We start from the raw sequence: 25,929 nt of genomic DNA on the forward strand, positions 1-25,929 counted from the left end.
TATTCGATACATTTATTACATTTTAATTAGCATTAATACATAAATCAAAAATATAAACAAAAATATGTTCTCATTACCATAAAGCATCAAAGGCTAAGTATAATAAGTATAATTTAACCCTGAGCTAAGACCTGGGGTTGGTTTAAGATCGTAACTTGCGGTAAATATTTAAGTCTGAATTTTAAGTCTGAGTTTTCACAGCGAATAAATTTCCAAGCTGATGTCTTATATTATTCTTATCAAATAGCAAAAATATCTTTTGCAATCTCCCTACCCGAGTATAGGAATTAGGTTTTTAATATAAGTTTTGAATATAGGTTTTGAATATATTACATCCGAGCGATCGCATTAGGAATAAATTAGTTGTTCAAACAAACAAAATTAATAAAAAAATTAGAATTATTGTATCTATAAGACTTTGATAGTTCAATCTTTGAATAGGTCTTAAAAGATACTAAATTTAAGTAAATTAGAAAGTTTTTACTAAGGGTAGATACATATTATTTCTTGCTCATCCAATCAAATACGCAATCCATGTGGAATCCAGGAAAACGATTGAGCTAAAGCAATCACTACCTATAAATTGATTGCGGCATTTTAGTGTTGTCTATAATTAATACTTATTACTTGTATTTATTATTGTTTTTGCGAACGAGACTGCTGTGCTTTTTTCAGAAGTAGTAGCGGATCGTTCACTGATGCGATCGCTTCTGGGCGAAATTTCCCTTGGGAATTCTTCATGATTTGTAAAGCTTTTTCCAGACTGGACGTGGCTCCACTAATTTCTTGGGGTGAAAGCTGATTTATATGCTCGTAAAAACTCTCACCAATGTTACCCAAAGCATAAGCAGCACCGTAACGTACGGTTTCATTCCCATCCTCTAAACTTTTAATCAAAATAGGTATGGCGGTATGGGCGTCTTTTCCAATAGTACCCAAAGCACTTGCTGCGCTGGTTCTCACCCAACTATCTTCATCTTCTTTGATGGTTTTTATCAGTGCTGGGACTGCAGCAACAGCCTCTTTACCAAATGTACGTAGTGCATGAGTTGCACTATAGCGCTCCCATGCTTCTCCAGTTGATAACTCACTAATTAAGAAAGGAACAATAACTTTTCTGTCGATGGAGCTTAGAGCTTGCATTGCGCTGGATCGCACTTGAAAATCTTTGTCATCCAAGACTTTTTTCAAAGCGGGTACTGCAGCATTAGCATCTTTACCAATTTTACCTAAAGCAATTGCAGCACTCTTACGTATTGCAGGATCTTTATCTTGTAAAGCATTCATCAAATCTGGAACAGCCGAACTACCCAAACCTGCTAATGATTCTATTAATCCCGAACGTTGTTCCTCGTCAGCTGTTTTTAATTGTTGAATATATGAACCTGCTGATTGCTTGTTTTGTTGAGCAATAGTAATACTGGTGACAACTAAAGGCGAGATAACGCATAAAATCATCACCTGAAGGTAAGCAATAGTTCGCAAACTACTTCTTGCAAAAAAACTGTAGCGGGAATTTAGATTTGCTTTCATGAGTTTGGCGATCTGAAATTAGGATCGGGAAAGAAGAAAGGGAAAAGTGAATAATTGTAAAGCTGGAACTTAAGAAATTAAGAACTCAAAGATTAAAATTTCAAAGATTACCAATCCAAAAGATTAAAAACCTAAAAAATTAAGACTTGTGGGAATTTAAAAAAGTTTCTACTTCTTCTGCAGTTGGTTGAGATGCGATCGCACCTGCTTTGGTGGTAGTTAAAGCACCAACAGCGCTGGCGTAGGTAACAATATTTTTTGCAGTTTCTCCATTACCTAAGCTTTTAATCCCTTGTTTTGCTAACTGATGAATAAAACCAGCTAAAAAGCTATCTCCTGCACCGGTTGTATCAACCACAGGTATGCTAAACGCAGGCATTTTCCCTTCGTTCTCACTCAGACAATAGGCACAACCGTTTTCTCCATCAGTTACTAGTACTCCTTCAACCCCGTCAACTCTATAGGTAATTGCACCGGGATCGGTAGTATTAAATAGCCATTCAGCCTCTTCTTTAGAAAGCTTGAGAAAATCAACTTGTTTTAAGATTTGTCGAATTATTTCTGGTGCCAGATCGGGATTTTTCCAGAATACAGGACGCCAATTAACATCAACAATAACTTTCACATCGTATTGTGCTGCTAATTCTAAGGCACGATGAACAGCCTGACCGCTTTCAGGATAAGCTAACTCCAAAGTACCCAAAACCAAAAAATCTGCCGCCTCAAATAGAGAAATGGGCATTTCCGAACTCTTGAGGTGGGTGTCAGCAAATTCAGCTGTGTCATACTCACCAAAGCCAGCAAAATGGCGATCGCCTGCTGTGGAACGTACAACATAAACTTGTCTAGTGGGAGCGCTGGGATGATATTTAACCCCAGTTGTGTCTACACCCACTTCCCTTAATAACTGGACCAATTCATTACCTGCTTGGTCTTTTCCCACAGCACCAACAAATCCTGCTGAAGTCCCCAACTTAACTAAAGCACAAGCAACGTTAGCCGGAGCTCCACCAGGATAAGGGGTCCAAGATTCTACTTCTTCAAGTTTTCGTCCCAATTGATCTGCAAGACAATCGAACAAAACTTCACCTAAACATAAAACATGGGAATTGCTCATTTCGTCTGATGATTTTTGTTTTTGGGTATAAATTTACTGTATGAAATCTACACTAATTTAACTGCTTATTTTGGCTATAGTCCATACAGTTCATACAATTAAATAGCATAATTTCCTACGTTCGCGAACTCTTTTTGCTTTATGTAATAAGATTTAGTAAGTTTGCTTTGAACATTTTCGATTTACGATTGAATAACAAAAAACACTTGTCCTTTATAAACAGTATTACCGCTAACGAACTAAACAAATAAATTATTATTATCGTATTACTGCTAACACTTGAAACCTCCACCACCAAAAGAATCTTTTAGAATGAATAAGAGCATTTGAGTAAATATACCAACGGAGGAACAGATACTCATGGCTGGTGGCGAGTCTCAGGCCCCTGTTAGTCTGTCAGACCGAGAACTGCAAATCATCGAATTAGTGGCTGCTGGCTTAACTAACCAAGAAATTGCAGGTAAACTCGAAATAAGTAAACGTACAGTAGATAACCACATCAGCAATATTTTAACCAAGACAGGTACCGATAACCGAGTCGCACTCGTCCGTTGGGCTCTGCAATGGGGTAAAGTATGTCTGAATGATGTGAATTGCTGTTCTCTTCCCAAGCAATCCAGCGAACAACAACAGCTGGGAATTAAATCTAAATCCTAGATTTTTATTTTTGCTAAATCCTAGACCTTAATTTTTGGGGTGTTTTTGCGTTATTCATAGCGCATCTACTAGTAAATGGCTCAGTTTATTTAACTCTGATTTTTCCGCGAATTGCCAGTCAAATACCTGTGCCATTTTCAGTAGTTGCCGATAGTTCTTCTCCTCACGCCTCATTAAAAGTGAGAAACTTTCACTTGAGGCAATCGTTTTTTGCCTCACACAGTGTTTATTTTTTTTGATTGAGTCCTGTACTGCGTAAGCCCAGGAGAGTACAGAGACGTAATATATTACGTCATATATTACGTCTCTACACGTTCAGAATTGATTCCCAGAATTCATTCCCAAAGCTTATTTTCAGGATTTATTTTCAAAATCTATTTCCAAAGTTCATTTTCAGGATTTATTCTCAGAATTTATTCCCAAAATTTATCTCCGAAGCTTATTTTCAGAAATTTGCTGAAATCTTCACATAAATTAACCACTAAAAATTAAATCTATTTTTTATTGCTACTTGAAAACCATCACAAAGAATTAACAAAAAGAATCAACAAAAATTAGCAATATTCCATTAACTTAAGCGCTACATTGGAAAGTAATCTATATTGCTCCATTTGCAATTGGGCAGCAATTCGGCTATGAATACCTCTGCTTTTACCGATGGTGATTTCTCTAGCTTTAATTTTCTCAATCTTGATTTTGTTACAACATCAAAATCCCAGGATGCCGATCTCGTCGAGCATCTCTCATTTATTCCAGGATTGAAAGAAATTGTCATGTTACGTCAAGTTCATGCTTTGGAACATGGAACTGTTTGGATTCTAAGTCAAGCAGATAAATTATATAATCCTGAATCCAGTTCAAATGAACTTAAAACAGAAGACAACGAACTCTTGGGTGGTTTGTCTACAGAGCAAGGATTTTATCTTTATGGAGATGTGACAATCGGTAGTCTGAGGCGTGCTGCAAAACTTGCTTTACATAGATTAACTAATGGAGAATCAAATTTAGCTGTCCATCCCCGTTGCAGTACAAATATTTCAGTAACAATGCTAGTAACTGCAGGATTTGCAGTAGGGATGCATTTTTTGTTACCAAGAGGACCGATTGAGCAACTTATTGGTTTGGGAATAGCAACAACAACAGCTTCAGAAATAGCTCCTGAGCTTGGCTTGTTAGCACAAAAATATCTTACTACCGCGATTCCTTTTAACTTGGAAATTGAAAGCGTGATTCGCACTCGGGATAATTGTGGCAGAGCAGCTCATTTTGTGAAAGTATGTTGGCGCGATCAAATGGACTAAAAAAAGAGTTAATTTCGATATTTATACATAATTTTTTCCTAATCTCCGGTAATCCACTCCAAAATACACCGAGCTGTAGTTTCTGGTTGTTCTAAGTGGGGTACATGACCGCTATCTTCAATCCAGACAAGTTGATTATTTTTGATACTAGTTTGAAACTTTTTCGCGTCAGCAGTCCCCAAAATTTGATCGGAATCACCCCACAATATTAGTGTGGGCTGTTCGATTTTTGATAATTCTTTTCGGAAAGAACTATAACCACCACTTTTAGTAAAGGAAATTAAAGCTTGACTCCAGTTTGGCATTCCTAGGTGTAATGCAGCACATGCTTGCGCATCGGCAGAAGCAAAACTTTTGTTTTTATAAGCCGCACGACTGATATTTTGGCGTACTTTTGGGTTTCGTAAAAACTCCGTGGCTAAGTAACCTAAAGGTGGAAACATGAGTTTACTTAATGGCGAACCACCTGCAATACCTGCACTATCTATTAATACTAGTTTTTTCACTACTTCAGGATAGGTGAGAGTAAAATCTATTGCTGCTGCACCTCCCATTGAAGCGCCAACTAAAATTACAGGTTGGTTAATTAAGGTTTTCCAAAAATGATAAAGGTGAACTTTAATAGTTTTGGGACTAAATTTTATATTTGGGATTCTACTTGTAAAACCAAAACCTAATATATCTACAGCCCAAGTTTCATATTCTAGGGATAATTTTGGTAATAAACGTCTAAATTCAAATATAGAACTATCAAATCCGTGAATTAGCAGAATGGGTATTCCACCGCTACCTTGGCAAATATAGGATGTAAGAATGGATTCCTCACTTAAAGGTGTGGGTACGCGGATTTGTTTAATATTCTGGGCTAAAGCAATTGAAGTTGATTCTGTCAATTGCTCGGTATTTGGGGGAAGAAAACTAGGAAACATAAGATCAAGTTTAGCGTTAATTAACCCCAGAGCAGAAACCAAATAATAGAGAAAAAAATGGACGTTGCATCATTGCGGGATGATATGAAATTTTTTCTAAATATCGTATAGAAGGTATGAAATTTACCTCTAAACCTCCTCGTTAACTTTTCGTTACATACTTATGCAACGCTAATATATCAGATATCCCAATCTTATATAATTCATAAAAATAAAAATTACAATTGTTTAAAGCCGAGTTTTTAAACAACATTTTTTATGAATTTGAATCACTTAATACCAATCCTAAAATTATTAATTTATCTATCAAAAATAGTTAAAGTAATGTATTAATAGAGCATATTATTTCATTGTAAATGTTTTTATACTGAGATATTTCAGGGTATTACTGCTTAGGGACTTACAAAAATAAAATGTCCAAAAGTTATTGGTTTTACGTTCGTGGCGATAGCCACGCGTCCAAGAAATGTATTTGGGAACTTAAGGACATGACATTTTATTTTTTGGAGATATACCTTACTGATATCTTGCACCTCTCCGTATAAATCCGTTAAGTGTCAAAATATATGTAGTAAAGCTACCTAATTTTTATTAGTCTTCATTGATAAATTAAGATTTTTAGCTTTTTACTGAGTAATACAATGACATCAATTTTTATTGGTGCAATATGTAAGCTTAACAATTCGTGTTTTGTTGCTAATAGTAATTAGAAAATGCATATTCACGTAAACTATTAAATATTCTCCAGATAATTATTATAAAGAGTTTTTATTCAGGGTAACCATATAGTTGAGCAAAAGCGATGCATTAGCTCTGTAATTTGCCTGAAATATCTAAAAGTATAAAAAACTATAATGAAATTAACAAAAATAATTCAACGATTTTTTATCTTTATTAGCGCTCTATTCCTAACTCTGAATGTTTCAGTTAACCATATTAACGCTCAAGCAATACCATTTTTTTGGGAATTTATTAACGTTGATATTGTAATTGAAAATAATGGTGATATGTTAGTTACCGAAACTCAAAAATATACATTTACAAGCAATCACAAAAATCAACGCTATCGCTATATACCTTTAGATAAAGTTAAAGAAATAACTAATGTCTCTGTTTCCAAAAATAATGAAATTATTTCATCGGACACAGGTATTGAAAATAATCAATTTTGGATACGCTGGGAATATCCACTGAATCCACCCGAAAGTCATACTTTTGTTATCAAATATCGAGTAGTTGGAGGATTACAAGAATCAGGAGATAATCTTCAAGTTTACTGGAAAGCGATTTTTCCGGAAAGAAGTTCTCTAATTAAAAAAAGTCGAGTCACCGTAACCTTTCCCAAAGATTTAGCAGGAAAAATCTTAGAATATCAAAGTTTTGGTGTATCAAGCGAAATCAAAAAAATAGATAATAAAACCATTGAATTCACAGCAAAAAAAGAATTACCACCCCAAACAGAATTAGAAGTTCAAATTACTTTTCCCAAGGGTATCTTAAATGTATCTAATGTTTATTCAGAGAGTTCATCTCCTCTAAATAGTACTCCTATAACTTCATCTAAAAAGAAGGCAGATTGGGGTGCTGTAATGATAATGTATATTCCTGCTATTTTAATAGGTAATTTTTTGCGTAAAAGACTTGATAGTACACCTCGAAGTTCTAATAAATTACCATCACTTAATGACTACGAAATTGCTTATCTTGCAGGAAAAAAAAAGCGAGTAATTGATTTAGCAATTATCAAATTGATGCATTCAGGAAGGGTTACTTTCGATTCCATTAGAGGAAATTTTTTTAAATCTGATATACAGAGTGAAAACAATCAAGCCTCCTATTTTACTCAAAAATTGTACTCAAAAATTCACAATAGATCCCGTCATAATTTAGACATTAATATTAAACAACTTAGAAGCAGTTTACAGGAAAAAGAATTAGTTTTAACCCAACAGGAGTCAACGAAGCTTCGATTAATTGGTGCTGCTCCTATCATATTAGTTGCGACTGCAATGTTATTTAAAATGATTTTAATTGGTAATATGCCGCCAGTTTTTATCATATTACTAAACTTACTAATAATTCACTCTTACTTTCACAAATCTGGATTAAATTCAATTGAAGATGAAGTCAATGTATTTGTGCTAATTAAGTTATTCATTGACTCGTTTATACAGGTTTTATCGTATGTACTTTTATCTTATATAATCTTATTTTTTATTTTATTCATCTTCTCATTGTCTGTTTTATTCACATTTTCATGGAATATTATCGTATACTCAAGCTTTTTAAGTCTTACTATATTATTGATGCTATACCCAATATTATTACTAATACCAATAATTGGCTCTTTTCAATCTTCACTCCATCGAAGTAAGTATGGAAATTATGTACTGAAAAAACTGCAAAAACAAAATCCCCACACCGTAAATTCATCTAATATTTCCTTAAGCTTTGCCTTATTTGGTTTAAGGATTATTCCTACTGGAATGATTTATACAGCACTCACCTGGAGTCCTCCTTCTTACACAAGTAGTAGTGGTGGTGGCGGTGGCAGTAGCGTTGGCGGCGGTGGTGGCGGTGGCGGCTGCGGTGGCGTTGGTGGTGGTGGTAGCTGCGGTGGCATTGGTGGTGGTGGCGGTGGTGGCTGCGGTGGCGTTGGCGGTGGTGGTGGTGGTGGTGGTTAAAACCTCACAAAAATCACTGGAACCAGCCCTTTCAATGGGAATAAAAGAAGTGTATCCTATGAACGATAATTCAAGAATCCCTAACGACCATTAAACCACCAAGAATTTTCAACTGACTTGGTTTTAACAAACAGTGTTTTTTTGCGTAGGAAGCGTTGTATCGCCGTGAATCCAGTGCGGGAACTACCCATACCCGAAAATCTAAAAGGGTTTTGTTCTCCTTCTTGAATAATGATATTTAAAGCTGCATCATTGATACTAACAGCACTAAGGTTTAATTTTTCGGCAACTTCTATGGCTTCAGCTTCTGTTGCTGCAAATACCGCTCCGCTGAGTCCATAAAGAGAATCATTGGCTAAATTGATCGCTTCCGTAACTTGTGAAAAAGACATTACCGGTATTATTGGACCAAAAGTTTCTTCTGTCATGATTTTCATGGAATGATTCACCCCAGTAATAACTGTCGGATGACACCACCAACCTCCACCTAATTCTTCAACTTCACCCCCGCAATGGATGACTGCACCCTTATCAATCGCATCTTGTAAATGCTCCTCAATGATTACAGCTTGTTTTTCCGCAACGATTGGTCCAATATCTCCATCAGAAAGTTCGGGGTGAGAAAATTTCAAACGATATGCTTTAGCTACCAATTGATGGTAAAACTTATCATAAATCGGTTCGGCAACATAAATTCTTTCCAAACAATGACAAGACTGTCCGCTATTGAAAACTGAACCCCATAAAACTGCTGAGGTTGTTAAGTCCAGATCTGCAGACTCCAAAATAATTGCCGGATTTTTCCCACCCAATTCTAAACAAGCAGGAATAAATTGTTTGTTCGCAGATGTTGCGACTTCTAAACCCGTGCTTGCATTTCCTGTAAAGCATATAAAATCAACACATTCAATTAAAACAGTTCCGGTGTCTCTACCTCCCTCAACAAAATTTAGGACATCCCGCAATATCGGTATGGTGTTGAGTGCAGCTAACAGAGGTGACATGAACCGGGGTGTGATTTCACTCGGTTTAACAATTACCGCACAACCTGCAAGTAGTGCTGGAATTGTATCAATGGTAGATAGCATCAACGGACAACTATAAGGAGAAATTACCCCTACCAATTGATAAGGTACCCCTGTCTGTTCCAATTGAATGAAGCGAATATTTGTTTCTTGCCGAGGAGAACGCAAGGTTTTATATGCAAATTTACACCAGTAATCGATACTCGCCAGAAAAGAATTTATTTCTAATTGGGAAACTACCCAGCTTCCAGTATCAGCAACTAGAGCTTCGCTTAACTTATCTTTAGTCGAGATTATAGCTTGTTTCCATTCTTGTAAAGCTGCAATTCTGATCTCCAAACCTATTTCCTGCCAATTTTTCTGGGCTCTACGCAAACGATTGCACTTTTGTACTAAAAGTCTTTCTGGCGGAGGTATAATTACGTAATCAAACTTACCATTACGGGGATTGCGAACTTCAATAGGTCTGGACATAATTTAGTTAATCAACCTCCAGTTTTACTCTTGCGATTGGTAGTTTCGGCATAAATATTGATAAAAACAAAATTTTTTGGTTGATAGAATTTTTATATTACTGTCTACTCATGTTGTGTGAAAATATCTCCTACGTATAATGTGAAGTCAATTCAGTATTCTGGAATAGGCATTTTCCCACCTGCTGCTAACCTAGAAACATCAAATCATAAGATCTGGAATGCAGGGTGAAACAAGAAATTTTTAACTATTCCCCTAGTGTGGAAGTTTTAAAGTTACTAACGCCGGGTTCTTTAAAGCAGAATTTAGCTAAAGCTGTAAGGTTGTGGGTTATTTTACGTTCGATTTACGGAAGTGATACCGATGAAGTCAAATTAAACTTAGGAAATAATTTTACCTTTCTCGAATGGCGCAATTTGTTTTTTTTGGAGACAAAAAAGCATCATGCACGGGATTGTATTCCCATTTTACACAATCCAAATTGTCGCTGTGCTACCAAATTATCTGAGTGGTTGTTTGGCTCCAATTTAAGTATAAAAAAAACTAAATGGTGCAAGTCATTCCAGAAGTATTACTCCGTTCAATCCGATGAGTTAGAAAATTTACTATTGAATGGAATTATTAATAGCAGTCACCCTCGAAGTAATCAATCAGCCGATACTGATAGCCAAAAATCCCATAACTTTTCCAGATTTTTACCTGATGGACGTTTATTTGCTGTCACTGGTCGTAACTTAAAAGACCATGATTTTCAGTCATTAGTAAATTTAGGCTGGTTACAAAGAAAAAAAATAGACGATAGTGATACTTATTTTAAAATAGATAAATTTCCAGAACTATTTTTAACTAATTTAGAAAATATCAAAACTCTATCAGAAAAATTCACCAATGAGGAATTATCCGCTTTCAATAATTCATTGTCACAACCAATTAATGGTATTCAAAGATTTTTTATTCATACAGAATATATAATTCATCCTAAGCTATATGACCGCGTTGAATCATTACAAAAATGCTTAAAAAATATTTGGGAACAAAATCAGGTCCCATTGGTAAAGTTGAAATATCAGAGTGCAAAACTATATCAAAAAACTGTCAATTGCATTGTTTATCCAGTTTGCATTTACTATTATAAACGCGCACCTTATTTATTTGCTTACGGTCAAATTCCCCAACAGGAGAGCAAAAATAGTTGGGATAAAATTGATTGGTACGATTATCGACTAGACCGAATTATCAAACTCAGTAAAATACCAAAAAATGTAATTCATACAAAAATTCCTCAAGATTTTATAGGTAAATGTTATGGTAATAACCCACCTAGCCCCGATGAAATTAAAAATAAAATGTCAGATGCTTGGGGGTTTGATATTTATAAACAGCAGGAACTACTCATATTAAGGTTTGAAAAATATTTTTATGGTAATTATATCAAGGGTACAGAACGGGATGAAATGTTCAAAAAAATTTCCCATCAACAAGTGGAAAAAAACATCAAGTCTTGCCAGAAATTAACATTGATAGAACAGAAAAATCTAATTTCAACAGTAAATTCTCGTTCTCCTGAAGACATTTACTGCAAAGTATTTTATCGCATCAATGATAATAATATTGTTATGCGTTTACGAGCCTGGGGAGCAAAGGTCGAAGTAATTTTACCCTGGGATTTACGACAGCGGATGAAAGCAGAGATGGAAGCAAATTATAAACTTTATATATAGGAGTTTGATTTTTTTTAATTAGTTAGAGATATTAAAAAGGAATAGAAGAGAGAAAATAAAAGATAAAATATTGATTTTAATTTACATAAAAACTCTAATCCCGGAATTAACAGTCCTGCATTTCTAAATATCAGAATACTGTTAGATAAGCAATTGAAAGAACATCGTCGTAAATAATTCTATTAGAACACATGGAGTTAAATTTATGGATTTGAACGTGACAGAAACACCAAAATTAACCGATCGTTTTGAACAAGCTTTGGTCTATGCGCATAAATTGCACCACAAACAAACTAGAAAGTCAGGCAATATACCTTATATTAGTCATCTCTTAAGTGTTGCAGCTTTGGTAATAGAAAATGGAGGTGATGAAGATGAAGCGATCGCAGCTTTATTACATGATGCGGTGGAAGACCAAGGGGGAAAAGCAACCCGCGAAGTAATTTTAAGTATGTTCGGTCAAAGAGTCACTGAGATTGTAGATGGTTGCACAGATGCAGACACCATACCAAAACCACCTTGGCAAGAACGCAAAGAGCAATTTATTGAAAGAATGCATCATGCTTCAAGTTCAGTTCGTAGGGTAGTTTTAGCAGATAAGTTACACAATGCGCGCAGTATTTTGAGAGATTTATTTATGTATGGGGAAGTTACTTGGGATAAGTTTAAAGGTGGTAAGTCGGGAAGTTTGTGGTATTACCGGAGTTTATTAGAAATATTTTTGGAAACTGATGCAGATTCTTGGTTGGTACAGGAATTAAATCGGGTTGTTAATGAGTTTGAGTCAGTAACAAAAGAGACTAAAGCTAATTCCTAACTCCTAATTCCTAATTTCTAATTTCTAATTCCTAACCTAGTAAAGTAAGTAGGGCAGAAATAAAGCAACCATTTAAGTAGTTGGACAGAATTATTTGTATATAATCTAAGTCACTAAACCTGACATAATAAGAAAATTATTGCACAATTAATTTTGTCTAGGTACTTATAAAACTTAAAAGCCAGAGAATACAATACTTTTTACTTTTTACTTTTTACTTTTTACTCACGCGCAGCGCTATTAGTCCCTAATCTCAATATTCCAAGTTTGCAATGTTGTACCTAAAAATAGGTCTAAATTTGTTAAAGCATTCAGATATCCAATAGTTGCATCTAATTCGTCAACTCTTGCTTGTGCAAGATCTTCTTGGAGGCGAATTAAATCTAGAATTGTTACATCTCTACCTAATCTTCTTCTTTCTTCTTCAATTTCAAGTTGTTGTTGAGACAAACGAGTTGAATTTTGTGCAAGTTCTAATTGGGAAAAACTTAAATTAACCTCTCGGATTCTATCTTGTAACCCTAAATCTAGATCTGCAAGGTTATTTTGCAAAGAATTTTCTGATTGTAACAAGTTGACACGCGCCCGTTCAAATTGTTGTTTTAAACTTAAATCCCCAATTGTTCGACTGAGAGATAATCCCGCTCTTGCATCTGATTCTTGATCGGTTTCGTTTCTCAAACTAGCAGTTAAGCTTAAATTCCAACGTCTTCGATCTTTTGCTTCTAATAGCTGCAGTTTATTTTGAGATACATCTATCTTAGAGATTAGATAACTTGGTCTATTTGCTAATGCTGTTTCTCTAAGTTTATTTAAGTTAAGTACAGTTGGTTTCACGGGAGGTATACCTTCTGCCACTATCTTAGTATTTTTATCTATATCCAGAATAGTTAGCAAAGCAACTTTTCTTGACTCTAGTTGATTTTCAGCATTTAATAAATTAACTCGAATACGAGCAACATTTGCTTCATTTTGAATTATGTCAACAGGTGCTCTTCTACCCGCATCAATTAAAGCTTGAGTAACTTCCAATGATTCTTGAGCATTTTTCAAAGTAAGTTGTTGGATTTTTACCCGTTCTTGTGCTTGAAGAAGATTACGATAAGCAATAATCGAATTGGTAATAGTATTAATTAATGTAGATTTTAAGTTAATAATATTTTCTTGTTCTTGCAAGCGAGCTATTTTGACTGAAGCTCTGTTAACTTTTGTCCCAGCACCTCGAAGTATTGGTTGGTTTATATCAACTTGAAAACTTTGGCGAAAAAAATCATCATTTGTCCCACTACTCAAATTATTTTCACCTGAAATTTCAGCATTACCCTCCCAATTAAAGTTTAAAGTAGCCCCTGTGGGGACTCTCACTTCGACTTGCGCTCCTGCTCTCCCTGTAGAATTTGAATTTGTATTTCCTCCTAGTCCATCGAGTGACAATGAAAATGTTGGTGTCAAGTTGGGAACGAATTTATCTTCTTCTACTGCTAAATCTTCTTTTTCAGCGATCCTATTTAGATAAGCATTTTTGATATCAGTATTATTAGCTACTACTAAAAAGACAACATCGGAAAGTGAAAGTCTAATTTCTTTTTCTTGTTGTTGTTTTCTGAGATTATTTTTTTCTGTATTAAGTTTTTTTCGCTCTGGATTTGATGTATTAATCTGTGTTCTTGTAAGTTGTGGTTTATTTAAATTTTGGCTCGAATCATTCGGTTTTTTCCCTTCTTTTTTTGGTTTATCCTGTGATGCGTTTAGATTATTATCAAATTGTTCTTGCTCCGATAATGTCCTTTGAAAAATTGCTGGGTACTTATTAAACACATCAGGTACTAAAGCATCTGCAACCCAAACATTTTTTTCGGATTGGTCACACACTAGATTTATGCATAATGGTTGTGAATATTTGTCTTCAACTAGATTTTCGGATATATTCTCAGATATATATTCAGATAGATATTTAATTTTATTTTCGTGAACATCAGCAAAGGCTGAACCCATGGTTACGGTCAAAATAATAATGCTATTTAAGGTCAAAAAAGTAGTTGTAATAAAAAAATCAGAGATATAAGGCTTTACGTCTCTGCGGATTTTTTTATTTTGTAATAAATAAAAATTATCTAATATCATATCTTGTCTCAAGAACAACATAATAATCAAAGTTGTCTTTGAACTTTCCTATAATTAAAGTAACTATCTACTACCCGTTACTAATTACCAATTACCTAAGCTTCACGTAATGCTTTGACTGGATCTAATTGGCTAGCACGAACCGCTGGTAAATAACAAGCACCCATACCAACCATTAAAGCCGAGCCTAAAGATAATATGGCATTTTGAATGGCGAACTGATATGGCAATGCAAATATACTAGTAATAACCACTGTTAATCCATGAATTGTAGCGATCGCAAGCATTCCCCCTGCTAAACTTAAAATAATTGACTCAAGAATAAATTGCATTTGAATTTCCATTTTAGTTGCACCAATTGCTCTTCTCAAACCAATTTCAGATGTTCGCTCAACAACTGCAGCAATAGTTATATTAGCAATACCAACCCCAGAAATCATTAAGGAAATCATAGCAAGACTGGTTAATGCTAAAGAAGCAATATCTACTACGTTTGTCAGGAAGACAACAGAATCCATATTGCTCCACACATATACATCTTTTACTTCTGGAAAACGTTGTTTAAAAAGTGTTTCTGTTTGTTCTTTTAATTCCTGCATTTTATTTTCATCGTACGGACGTATCGATATGTTATTAATTTTTTCGTCACCTGTTATAGCCCTGTAAATTGACATTGTCGCAAATAAATTACCTCTTGGATTAGCGAAGATTCCCATCTTATTTTCTGTAATTCCAATCACCCGGAAAGGCGTATTTCCTCCAAGGTAAATCACTTTACCAATTGCTTCTTCCTCTTGAAAAAGTTTTTCTGCCAAAAACTTATCGATTACTGTTACTCGTCTATAATTAATGAAATCAGCCTCATTAAAAAAACGGCCTTTTAAAAGTTTTCTACCAGAAGTGTTCTCGAAGCCTTGAGTAACTGCTAAAATTGTTGGTTCAGCTTTTTCGCTTTGATACAAAACCTCGTTATAAAATCCCATCTGAACGGAAGCACTAATTGCTTTGACATTTGTTAACCGTCGTCGAGCATACTCCATATCTTCTAACTTTGGTTGTTTACCTTCTAATGAATAGAGAGAAACATTGACTTGGGGTGCCTCTTGTTCTAATAACTGTTTAGCAATTACATTTCGGCTAACTGTACCTACTTGCAGTGAAGCATTAACTGCAGCAACGCCCATAAATACACCAAAAGTTGTCAAAGTAGAACGCAAACGGTTACTGAGCAATGATTTACAGGTAAGATTAATTAAGTCTAATGCTGATAGGCTCATAATTATTGTGAATTTTGAAGTTATGAGTTTTGAAGTTATGAGTTTTGAAGTTATGAGTTTTGAAGTTATGAGTTTTGAAGTTATGAATTTTGAAGTTATAGATTTTAAATTTAAGGTTTTGAAGTTATTAATTTTGAATTGGTATTTAAGTTTGATATTTAATTTTGAGGTTGAATTTTAATATTTCAATATTTTTCATAAACCTAATTTTTATGCACCTGATTTTTAATAATTTATAGCAATATATAGTTAGATTAGGACATTCAATAAATATTGAAAGACATATCACTAGAAAATGAAAATTGATAAATAAAATAATTATTGACCAAACCCCAATTTCTACTCTTTTATTGAAACTCCTGGTTTCAAAGCAATATCTGGAGTAGGTGTAATAATTTTATCTCCAACTTTGAGACCAGATTTCACCTCCACTTGAATTATTCCTTCCAAACCAAGGGTCACATTTATCTTTCTCGCTTTTCCTTCCTTATCAACAACCCAAACAAAAGGTTTTCCTTCATTTCGCACAACTGCTTCCAAATTTACAGCTACTACTTGTTTTCGTTGTTGAACGGCAATTTCTACACTTACTTGGCTACCAGGAATTAAACTACCAGTGGGTTTATCTAATTTTACGGTTGCAGGAACTTTTGCTTGACTGGAGGAACCACCACTGGAAACACCACCGCTACTTTCAGAAGAAATAGCTTGAGGATGTATACTCTGAACTTTTCCTGTAAATTCTTCAGAGTTGGGACCAATGATTTTGATTCTAGCTGGTTGATTAACTCTGACTTTTCCTGCATCTAATGTTCCCAGTTGAAGTTTCACTATTTCTTTTGCAGGATTACCCAAGGTAAGTAAAATATCCCCAGGTTTCACACCATTACCATCTTTAACTTTGATATTGAGTATTTTGGCATCAATTGGCGCGCTCACAATATTATTTTTGAGTGTTTGGGCTTTTAGATCGCGTTCTACTCGTAGACGTTTTAGTTCGCTGATACTACTATCAACACTCGAGCGTGCTTCTTCCAACGCAGACTGCGCATCCAAGACGCTTTGTTTGAGTTGCGTTCCTCGCTCTTTCTCCGTTTGCAGACGTTTCAGATCTATGATATTAGTTTTCACCTGAAATTCAGCCTCCCTTAATTCAACTTTATTTCCTCTTATAGTTGCTTCTTGTCTTTCTAATTCATCACGGGGTATAAAACCTCTGGCTGATAAGGCTTGTAAATTTTTCAGTTTCTTTTTTTCAATAGCTAATTTTTCCTTTGCTTCTGCAATTTTTTGTCGATTGCGGGCGAGGGTGAGGTTTTGTTTGTCGATTTCCAATTCTTGTTTTATTGGTTCTTGAAGTTCCTTTTGAGCAACTGATAACTTTTTTTGAGCTTCTATAACTTTTTGGCGGTTACGTACTACAGCTATTTCTTGCTTACGAATTTCTAAATCTTTGTTATCCAGGCTATTTTGTTGTTCTTTATCGCGGATAATTAATAATTGTTGACCTGCTTTGACCCTATCTCTCACCTTTACTAGTACCTTTTCTACAGTTACTTCCCCAGGTGCTTTGAGGCTTTGTTGATTTCCCAATTCCAGGGTTCCACCCTGATTAATGGTAACTTCAACATTACTTCGTTTGACTTTGGTAACAGGTGCGGCGATCGCATCACTAGATTTATTAAAATTCTGAACGTAAACTAGCCAACCTCCAACACTGATTATGATTGGAATTCCTAGCAAAGTTAGCCATTTAACCCCAGGTTTAAACTTAGTTTTTCCTTTTGTTATAATCCGAACAAAATTCATATATCGTACTAGGTTCAAACAGTTTTAATTTATTGCTATTTTCTTTGAAATAGATAGGTTAGACCCTATTTGGATCATTACAGTTAGTATTTTTACTTGAATCATGTATTTACATAATACAAGGATTTTATTGAGCTATAGATTGAATAGCTTCAGCCGAGAGGGAGATATACAGATAAGATAGGAAAAAATTTATTCACAAATCTATCAATAAATTTATTGAGTATTAACAAAACTATTTACTTAGATATTATTTACTGACTACTGAAGCATTAATAGGTAAGTAAGCTGATATTACAAAGGAGAAATCAATCGATGAAAATATATCAATTTGAAAGTGGTACCGGACTTGATGCTTTGTCTTTAGTAGAAAAACCTGAACCACAACCTACCTACGGACAAGTTTTAATTAAAGTCCGCGCAACTGCTTTAAATTATCGCGATCTAGTGGTTGCTCAAGGGGGTTATGGTCCAACGGTTAAATATCCGTTAATTCCCATATCCGATGGTGCGGGGGAAGTTGTTGCAATTGGAGAAGGTGTGACGCGAGTTAAAGTTGGCGATCGCGTTGCAGGAATTTTCTTCCAAAAATGGCTTGATGGTTCTCTTACCAAAGAAAAGCTGAAATCTGGTTTGGGAGGTAATATCAATGGAATGTTAGCAGAATATGTTACTTTACACGAAGATGGCTTAGTTATATTACCCGACCATTTAAGTTATGAGGAAGGTGCAACTTTACCTTGTGCAGCGGTTACAGCTTGGCATGCTCTGATGACTCAGGGTAAAATTACTGCTGGCGAACGGGTTTTGTTACTTGGAACTGGGGGAGTATCAATTTTTGCGCTTCAATTTGCCAAAGTTCATGGTGCTGAGGTAATTATTACTTCCAGTAGCGACGAAAAGTTACAGCATGCCCAAGAATTAGGTGCAGATGTAATCATTAATTATAAAACCACACCTGAATGGCATAAAGAAATCTATAAACTTACAGAAGGTAACGGAGTAGATCGGGTCATTGAAGTGGGTGGTGCGGGAACCTTAGCGAAGTCAATGCAGGCAGTACGTGTAGGTGGGACAATTAGTTTAATTGGGATTTTAGCTGGTGCAAAGGCAGAAGTGAATCCTTTACCAGTAATAATGAAGAATTTAAATATCCAAGGTATTTACGTAGGTAGTAGAGATATGTTTGAATCTATGAATCAGGCTATCTCACTACATAAAATCAAACCTATTATCGATCGCGTGTTTCCCTTCGAAGAAGCTAAAGAAGCTTATTCCTATCTCAAAAGTGGGGCTCATTTCGGCAAAGTTGTAATCAAATTAGAGTGAACTACCACACACCAATAGTCGTACAGATTAGGTGTGGGCTTCCAACTTCACGGAGGAATGCCGCAGTTTAGACTTACGTCCGCGCTTTGGTCTTACTCCCTCTCCATTGGCGGCTTCTTCCTCCCCCGTCCCAGAGGAGGACAGCATTCTGATACCTTCTGCTCTAATATTCTTTGCTGCATTGCCATCTCTATCATGATGAGTACCGCAACTAGGACAAATCCAAGTCCTTACATCAAGTGGTAACTCTTTGATTTGGTAATGACAATTAGAGCAGGTTTTAGAACTGGGGAACCATCGGTTTATTTCAAGTAAAACCTTACCTTCCTTCTCACACTTATATTCAAGGAAGTTTACAAAGGTTCCCCACCCTGTATCAGATATTGCTTTTGCTAGTTTGTGGTTACGAACCATGCCCTTGACGTTTAGATTTTCGACTACTACAACCTGATTGTTATCAACTATCTTTCTAGACAGTTTGTGTAGAAAGTCTTGGCGGACATTGCTAACCCGTTCATATACCCTAGCTACAGTCTTCATAGCTTTTTTGCGTCTGTTACTGCCTTTCTTCTTTCTCGCAGCAATACGCTGTTTTTTAGCTAATTTATTTTCATACTTAGCTAAATGTTTAGGATTGGCGTATTTAGAAGTTTTCTCGCCGTCGTTGGTAATTGCAAAATCTTTAATTCCCAAATCAATCCCAATCACTTTTCCGTCTGTACTGGGTGCTAGATTATCATCATCGTGCTCCAGTAAAACAGAGGCATAATACTTGCCAGACGGACTTTTACTTACAGTAACTGTTTTGATTTTCCCGTCCAACTCTCGGTGAATTTTGGCTTTAACAACACCCACCTTGCCAGGGAATTTCAAATCATTACCAATTTGTTTTACATTCGCAGGATACTGGATGGATTGACGATGATGTCTTGATTTGAACCTAGGATACTTTGCTCTACCATCAAAAAAGTTTTGGTAAGCACGGCTAAGATTGAGGCTTACAGATTGTAAAACTTGCGAATAGCACTCACTCAACCAAATAGTTTCTTTTTCTTTTTTGAGCTTTGGCAGCATAGAATTTAGTCCAGACTGAGACAGCCCTTTACCAGTCTCCTTGTAAGTCTCTATGCATTTATTCAATCCATAATTCCACCACCAACGAGCGCAACCAAAATGTTGTGCAAGTATTTGAACTTGTTGCTCTGTGGGGTATAGCCTTACCTTGACGGCCTGACGTCTCATCTGCGCTGCGCTTGATGGTGCTGCGCGGATCATCTAAACTTCTCCTAAATTATGACTTCGTCACGCTACGCTATCGACCTCTTACTATCATATACACTTTCCAGTAAGAAAATTCGGAGAAATTATAAAAATATTTGCTACCTCCTTTTTTCAGCTAGTCCAAAACAAGCTACAGTCAGGAGGTGCAAACATTTTTACCACCTTATATCCCGCCACTAATTTGAGTACAAATATAGTGGGGGACTTACGGCGAGTTAGTTAAATTTATTTTTTACCTGAGATTCCATATTTGCAGTTACATCAGGTACAGCGCTACGCGCAAGTCAAAAGTCATTAGCGTAGCGTGTCCGTAGGACATAAGTCATTAGCGCCTAGCGTAGCGTACCGTAGGTATTGCGTGTCCGTAGGACATAAGTTTACTAGTTATGGGTTTGAGCGTCTGCTAACGTCCTAACCTAATTACGTAACGCCATAACACCAATTTCTTAAACTAAAGCTACAGATAATGCATCAAGCGAAAATTATATCGTTTAATTAAATTTTATGAGTATAGCCTAAATAAATGAAATTTTTTCCTGTTCCCCGTTCCTTGTTCCCTAACTTCACCAGAAGACTTTTTTAACAGCAAATCCTATCTAAAAAGGCTGATATTGCACAGAAAAATATAAGCCATTATCCTGCAGTGTATTACCCCTATCCTCAACAGATACTAAAGGTAAACCATAATCTAAACGCAAATTTAGATCGGGTCGAGGCTGCCATAACAATCCTACACCCGTACCAGCAATGATATTAGGATCGGGATTTGAACCCCGATTATTCCAGACTGCAGCGATATCAAAAAAAGGTGCTATTCTCAATTCATTCGAATTAGGTGTAAGAGGAATAAATAATTCTACTGAACCTGTAACAGCATTATCAGTCACCAATTCATTTTGACGGTATCCGCGTACTGTATTAACTCCACCAGCACTGAATTTTTCTAAAGATAATAGAGAATCGGGAGTAAGTTGAGCATTAAGTCTAGAAACCAATATACTTCTCGGGGTCACTTGCTGTACCCATTGGAATTGTCCCAACCAACTAAAAAATCTCCCGTCAGTTCCAGAGTTATTTGTTGTCGCATCAAAAGCGTCTATACCAAAACTAAACTGGGAACGTGCAGCTAATACAGTTTTGGTATTACGTTGTACCCAATCCTGGGAAAAGCGAATTACTGTGACATTTGATTCCCCATCTTCTGCACCTTGCGAAAATGAGAAGGGAATATCATCAAGAATAAAGGTTTGACTGCGGCGTAAATCTAAAGCTAGTCCCAATGCAAATTCACTGTTAGGTGTTAATGTTAAAGGCTGACGGAAATTTAAAGAGTATGTCTGTGCTTCACTTCTAATGTCAATATCTTCAAAATCGTCTTCAATAATTCGGCTATCAGTATTGGTAAACCGAAAGCCAATTTTCCCGTTTTTGGAATTTACAGGAAAAGTATAATTAATATCATAAAGATTGAGCCCTTCAGTAATTCCATATTCACCCCGTAGGGAATCTCCAAAACCTAAAACATTATCATGAACAGCAAAAATACCAGCTTGTAGGGAACCAATACTGGGAGATTGACTATTTCTAGTAAAAACTCCTGCATGAAAAGCAGGTGCTTCCTTAACTATAAGTTTGAGAATATTCTTACCTGGAGTACTACCTGCAGTTAATTCTGCATTGACCTGGCTAATTAAAGGGTCTATTTGTAATAATTGCAGGGCTCTTTCTAAGCGGTTTTTATTTAAAGGGGTGGTGGTTGCTCTCTTGATGCGGGAACGTACATAGTTTGCTCTTAATCTTTTTAATCCAGTGAGTTGAATATCTTCAAGTTCGCCTTCAACTACTTGTATTTTTACCACTCCATCTGTATCGATGATTTGACTTAATAAAAAAGCACCGCTGTTAATATATCCGTTATCAATGTATAACTTTGTGATATCAGAACGTAATTGTAGTAGTTCTTCAAAAGAAACTTGTCTTTTTTCTAATAATTTATTTTTTAGTTCTTCAATTTCTTTTCTTAAAACTGTACTACCTAATATTTCAATTTGTTTTACTGAGAAAGTTTCCTTGAAGACTCCCTCTTCTTCTCTTTTGGGTATCTTTTGATTTTCTGGAGGAATCAATATTGGATCTTGAGGTTCTGGAGTACGGGGAGGAATTGTAGAAGGTTCATCTTCTGGAGGAGAGGTGCGTTCTATCGGATCTGGAGGATCTGGCGGAATATTGATTCCTGGAGGAATATTTGGTTGGGCTAAAATTCGAGATGATAGAATACCTAAAGTAAAAATAGTTGAGCTTGTAATTAATATTAATTTATAAATAGAGTACAGCACTTTTATCCTTCCAAAAAATAGTCAATAATTCAGTTCATTTGGCTCCAAAAAAATATTTCTGATTCAAAATGATTAGTTACACTTTCGGCTTAAAAGTAATTTTCCATTAGGTAATCGGAAAACACCTTGGGGTTCGATAATAGGGTCACCTTTTTTCCAGGGAGGCGATTTCTGATTATTATTGACACTACGCACCTTACCAGTACTATAATTTGAGATATCTGCATTCCCTGGGCTATGGGGAAAACCACCAGAACCTGTAATTAAAAAGGTACTACCGGAATCTTCTGCACGAACAATGCAACTATTCGCAATTAAAGCACCAGTGTCAATTTGGTTTTCGGGTAGTTCGTTGAGACTATTTTGGATAAAGGTAGTATCGGGTATTCCAGTAATATTTCCAGATATTGCACCACTAGCATTAATATCGACGCGGTTATTACCTTCAAGCTGATTAAGGTTAATACTTGCAGAGACAGGACGAAACTGTGAAGAACTGAAAAAACCAGAAGTGTTAAAGATTATATCGCCACCTTGACCTCGATCTGCGAACGAAAAGATATCACTATCACCAAGGGCGATAATTGTATTCGCTGTGAGGTTAATATTTCCACCACCACCCGTACCACTGAAAACATTAGTACGAATATCACTGTCACTAAATAGTTGAATATTCTTTGCAGTAATACTTATTGCACCACCAAAAGATCTAGTTGCGGTTGTAGAAATGTCACTATTGTTAACCAATAGATTCTTGCGGACATCAATTAAAATATTTCCAGCACCACTTTCTTGAAGAGCACTATTACTACTGATACTTGCTCTATTTTCCAATAATACAGAATTACCCTTGATTTGAACATCACCACCTTTTCCTCTTCCTAAGGTGTTTGCTGTTATTTCCCCTCCATCTCGAACAAATAGTTTTCCAGTATTTATAGTTATATCACCTGCATCTTTAGGACTAATCGCTAAGGACGATAAACTACTTTCACGGGTAGTTTGTTCTAAACTAAGCTCCTCAGTAAAAGGAAGATTACCAACAAAAGTAATACCACTACCACTTATTTCGGTCGAATCAGAAGCATTAATCTCCAAATCTCCACCTCTTCCTTGACCAATAGAAGAAGTAGATACTGTACCACCATTACGAATAAATAATTTTTTAGTGTTTATTTTAACTTTACCTGCATCTCCAGTAGACAATATAGAAAAACTAACAATCCCGGTATCAACACCACTTACTTCGACAAAGTCATAAGCTTCAATATCTAAATCTCCACCTTTTCCTCCAGTTCTAATACGTAAAGCGTTGTTTGCAAAACCTGTGCTGGTTGAGACTTCAGCTTTTTCTCGAACCATCAATTTGCGAGTATTAATTTTTAATTTTCCCGCATCCCCAGTACCATTTGTTTTTGTCGTTAAAAGGCTCTGTTCTCCCGAAACTTCAATAGATTCTGTTGCATTTATAGTAATATCTCCTGCTTGTCCTGCTAAAAAATTAGTTGCACTTGAAACTCTACCTCCATTAGTGATATTTAATTTTCCGGTATTGACAATCAAATTTCCACCTGGTGCTGGATTTATCCCTGTAATAGTACTTAAAGAACGACCGGTCTCAGTAACCAAGCTGCTAAAAAATATACTATCTTCGTCTTCTTTCAAAAAGCCAGCAACTTCTACAGAATCTGTCGCGTTAATTGTCAAGTTTCCGGCTTTTCCCTCACCGAATAATCCAGCAGTTGAGGCTGATATTGTTCCTCCGTTAAGAATCCTAAGTTTATCAGTATTAATTGTTAAATCATTTGCATCTGCACCCCCATTAGTCGCAGTAAATAAACCACTTGGGCTACCATTTTCAGTACCGCTAATTTCTACAGATTCAGAAGCATTAATACTCAGAGTTCCACCTTTACCTGTCATAACTTCGCTGAATGTACCTGCTTGTACTTGCGCTCCATCTTTGACAGTTAAACGTTTAGTGTTAATAAGTAGGTTACCACCACTCCCTGAAGCATTTTCTCTGACTTGAATAGCAATTTTACTTAATAAATTATCTGGAATATTTCCCAGTAATCCTTCAAAAAAACTAAAATCGTTTTTATTACTTCCGATAACCTCTACAGACTCAGAAGCATTTATCATAATATTCCCTGTATCTCCACCAGCATCAGTAGAAGCTGAGATTTCTCCACCGTTTCTCAAGCTAACTATTTCTGCTTTAATATTTATATCTCCAGCTTTATTCTCTCCTAAAGTTGTAGTTGAAATTAAACCGCCAAAAGGGAAAAAACCACCTTTTATATCAAGTTTTTTTGTTTCAATATTTAAATTACCAATACTACCAGAAGATTCAACTGCAAGAGAACCGATAACTGAATTATCTACAATAATTGAATCAGTTGTGCGAATAGAAATTTCGCCTCCATCGTTGGGAAGATCCGCACCAGTAGTAATTATAGAACCATCATTTAAAATTAATTGTTGACCTTGAACTTGAATCTTACCACCCCTTGCACTACTCGCACTCACAAAAGCAAGTTCAGATAACTGGATATTTCCAAAATTCTCTATACTATCGTAGTCTAATATCCACTCCTGTTCAGTTTGATTTAGGTTTACTACCCCTGAACCTAATACGCTTCCTATGTCAATCCTTCCCGCTGGTACTATTAAATTCCCTCCCTCAATCATCACATTTCCACCAACCAGTAATAGATTTTGCCCTGTTGGAAGTGAGAAAGACCCTTGAACATTAATCGGATTTATAGACCGATCCGCAATTTGATTAAACAACAAAGCGGAAGGATTAACTGTTAATAACTGAGAAACTGGCTGAGGCTCCCTCGCACTAAACAATCCTCCCTCTCCAAACCGAATAGCATCAGCTGTTGTAGCGACAAATGATCCTTGTACATCTAGACTTGCATTTTCTCCAAATACTATCCCATTAGGGTTAATCAGAAACAAATTAGCTGTACCTGATACTCCCAATTTGCCCAAAATATTTGAAGGATTATTACCAGTGACACGAGAAAATATATTATTTATGCCGTCAGGATTCGCAAAAACAACTCCTTTACCTTCACCAACATTAAATTCTTTAAAACTATGAAATAAATTTGTTCCCCGCAACGCTCCACCATTAATACGCTCATTGAATTCATCAATTGAATTAACAATTGAAATTTCGGAATTTAGAGTCGTATCCGGAACAATTTGAGCCTTAACTCTTTCGACAAAAATTAAGTTTAAGAGGAAATATAGCCAGAATTGGCAGCATAAAAAAACCCAGCTTTTGCTAAGCATTACTGTTATCTCAAACAGGTAATTGTATTTTTAAATGTCAGTAATTCTATCTAGGAGTAAACTATCACGCTCAGAAGATGATTATCTTTATTTTGCAAAAACTTTACATTTAGATGTTACGCAAGACAAAACTTAAATGGAATCGAGGTAAGCAAAAACCAGTTCCGAGGGAAGCATTTAACTTGCAGCCTTAAAGGCATATATCA

Annotated in this window: 17 protein-coding genes; 7 read left to right on the plus strand and 10 right to left on the minus strand. The window is 35.8% G+C overall.

The features are described from left to right. Positions 1-636 precede the first annotated feature (636 nt). The gene (locus tag BC008_RS34750; protein ID WP_027843088.1) at positions 637-1,533 is read right to left on the minus strand and encodes a HEAT repeat domain-containing protein; all 897 of its coding nucleotides are present in this window, start codon (positions 1,531-1,533) and stop codon (positions 637-639) included. A 139-nt stretch (positions 1,534-1,672) separates the two neighbouring features. Continuing rightward, positions 1,673-2,650: a carbohydrate kinase family protein gene (locus BC008_RS34755; RefSeq protein WP_027843089.1), complete on the minus strand. Its 978-nt coding sequence runs from the start codon at positions 2,648-2,650 to the stop codon at positions 1,673-1,675. A gap of 360 nt (positions 2,651-3,010) precedes the next feature. Here BC008_RS34755 and pedR point away from each other — a divergent pair, with 360 nt between their 5' ends. Together pedR and BC008_RS34765 are read left to right on the plus strand one after the other, a co-directional pair. Further along, entirely contained in the window at positions 3,011-3,307 is a 297-nt protein-coding gene (gene pedR / locus BC008_RS34760; protein WP_027843090.1) for a photosynthetic electron transport-dependent transcriptional regulator PedR, read from the plus strand. 635 nt (positions 3,308-3,942) lie between these two features. Continuing rightward, a complete protein-coding gene (locus BC008_RS34765) occupies positions 3,943-4,608 on the plus strand; it encodes a DUF6391 domain-containing protein (RefSeq protein WP_027843091.1) in 666 nt (221 codons plus the stop codon). Between the two features lie 38 nt (positions 4,609-4,646). On the opposite strand, the gene BC008_RS34770 is transcribed toward BC008_RS34765, so the two are convergent. Continuing rightward, the gene (locus tag BC008_RS34770; RefSeq protein ID WP_027843092.1) at positions 4,647-5,537 is read right to left on the minus strand and encodes an alpha/beta fold hydrolase; all 891 of its coding nucleotides are present in this window, start codon (positions 5,535-5,537) and stop codon (positions 4,647-4,649) included. 854 nt (positions 5,538-6,391) lie between these two features. On the opposite strand from BC008_RS34770, the gene BC008_RS50845 reads away from it, so the two are divergent. Beyond that, positions 6,392-8,221 carry a TIGR04222 domain-containing membrane protein gene (locus BC008_RS50845; RefSeq protein ID WP_058184295.1) on the plus strand — a complete coding sequence of 610 codons (1,830 nt, stop codon included), beginning with the start codon at positions 6,392-6,394 and terminating at the stop codon, positions 8,219-8,221. A gap of 80 nt (positions 8,222-8,301) precedes the next feature. On the opposite strand, the gene BC008_RS34780 is transcribed toward BC008_RS50845, so the two are convergent. After that, positions 8,302-9,720 (minus strand): aldehyde dehydrogenase family protein, encoded by a 1,419-nt coding sequence (locus BC008_RS34780; protein ID WP_027843093.1) that lies wholly within the window; start codon positions 9,718-9,720, stop codon positions 8,302-8,304. A gap of 227 nt (positions 9,721-9,947) precedes the next feature. On the opposite strand from BC008_RS34780, the gene BC008_RS34785 reads away from it, so the two are divergent. Both BC008_RS34785 and BC008_RS34790 read left to right on the plus strand, forming a co-directional pair. Further along, a complete protein-coding gene (locus BC008_RS34785) occupies positions 9,948-11,441 on the plus strand; it encodes a TIGR03985 family CRISPR-associated protein (RefSeq protein ID WP_027843094.1) in 1,494 nt (497 codons plus the stop codon). Between the two features lie 205 nt (positions 11,442-11,646). Next, positions 11,647-12,258: an HD domain-containing protein gene (locus tag BC008_RS34790; RefSeq protein ID WP_027843095.1), complete on the plus strand. Its 612-nt coding sequence runs from the start codon at positions 11,647-11,649 to the stop codon at positions 12,256-12,258. Positions 12,259-12,498: 240 nt separating this feature from the next. Here the strand turns inward: BC008_RS34790 and BC008_RS34795 are convergent, their stop codons facing one another. Both BC008_RS34795 and BC008_RS34800 read right to left on the minus strand, forming a co-directional pair. After that, positions 12,499-14,382, minus strand: coding sequence for a TolC family protein (locus BC008_RS34795; RefSeq protein WP_058184296.1), 1,884 nt, complete (start codon positions 14,380-14,382; stop codon positions 12,499-12,501). Between the two features lie 95 nt (positions 14,383-14,477). Continuing rightward, the gene (locus BC008_RS34800) at positions 14,478-15,659 is read right to left on the minus strand and encodes an ABC transporter permease (RefSeq protein WP_027843096.1); all 1,182 of its coding nucleotides are present in this window, start codon (positions 15,657-15,659) and stop codon (positions 14,478-14,480) included. Positions 15,660-15,666: 7 nt separating this feature from the next. On the opposite strand from BC008_RS34800, the gene BC008_RS49925 reads away from it, so the two are divergent. After that, the gene (locus BC008_RS49925) at positions 15,667-15,840 is read left to right on the plus strand and encodes a hypothetical protein (protein WP_161938197.1); all 174 of its coding nucleotides are present in this window, start codon (positions 15,667-15,669) and stop codon (positions 15,838-15,840) included. Positions 15,841-15,998: 158 nt separating this feature from the next. Here BC008_RS49925 and BC008_RS34805 read toward each other — a convergent pair whose 3' ends face one another. Further along, entirely contained in the window at positions 15,999-17,468 is a 1,470-nt protein-coding gene (locus BC008_RS34805) for an efflux RND transporter periplasmic adaptor subunit (RefSeq protein WP_058184297.1), read from the minus strand. Positions 17,469-17,783: 315 nt separating this feature from the next. On the opposite strand from BC008_RS34805, the gene BC008_RS34810 reads away from it, so the two are divergent. Continuing rightward, complete coding sequence (locus tag BC008_RS34810; protein WP_027843098.1) at positions 17,784-18,797, plus strand: zinc-dependent alcohol dehydrogenase family protein; 1,014 nt, start codon at positions 17,784-17,786, stop codon at positions 18,795-18,797. Positions 18,798-18,824: 27 nt separating this feature from the next. On the opposite strand, the gene BC008_RS34815 is transcribed toward BC008_RS34810, so the two are convergent. The 3 genes from BC008_RS34815 to BC008_RS34825 form a co-directional block, all read right to left on the minus strand. Continuing rightward, complete coding sequence (locus BC008_RS34815; RefSeq protein WP_058184311.1) at positions 18,825-20,039, minus strand: RNA-guided endonuclease InsQ/TnpB family protein; 1,215 nt, start codon at positions 20,037-20,039, stop codon at positions 18,825-18,827. A gap of 635 nt (positions 20,040-20,674) precedes the next feature. After that, on the minus strand, positions 20,675-22,414 hold the full coding sequence (locus BC008_RS34820) for a ShlB/FhaC/HecB family hemolysin secretion/activation protein (RefSeq protein WP_235595983.1): 1,740 nt from the start codon (positions 22,412-22,414) through the stop codon (positions 20,675-20,677). A gap of 72 nt (positions 22,415-22,486) precedes the next feature. Then, positions 22,487-25,723, minus strand: a complete 3,237-nt coding sequence (locus tag BC008_RS34825) for a two-partner secretion domain-containing protein (protein WP_027845494.1) — start codon at positions 25,721-25,723, stop codon at positions 22,487-22,489. Positions 25,724-25,929: the final 206 nt, after the last annotated feature.

Source organism: Mastigocoleus testarum BC008, from assembly GCF_001456025.1.
Taxonomy (GTDB): domain Bacteria; phylum Cyanobacteriota; class Cyanobacteriia; order Cyanobacteriales; family Nostocaceae; genus Mastigocoleus; species Mastigocoleus testarum.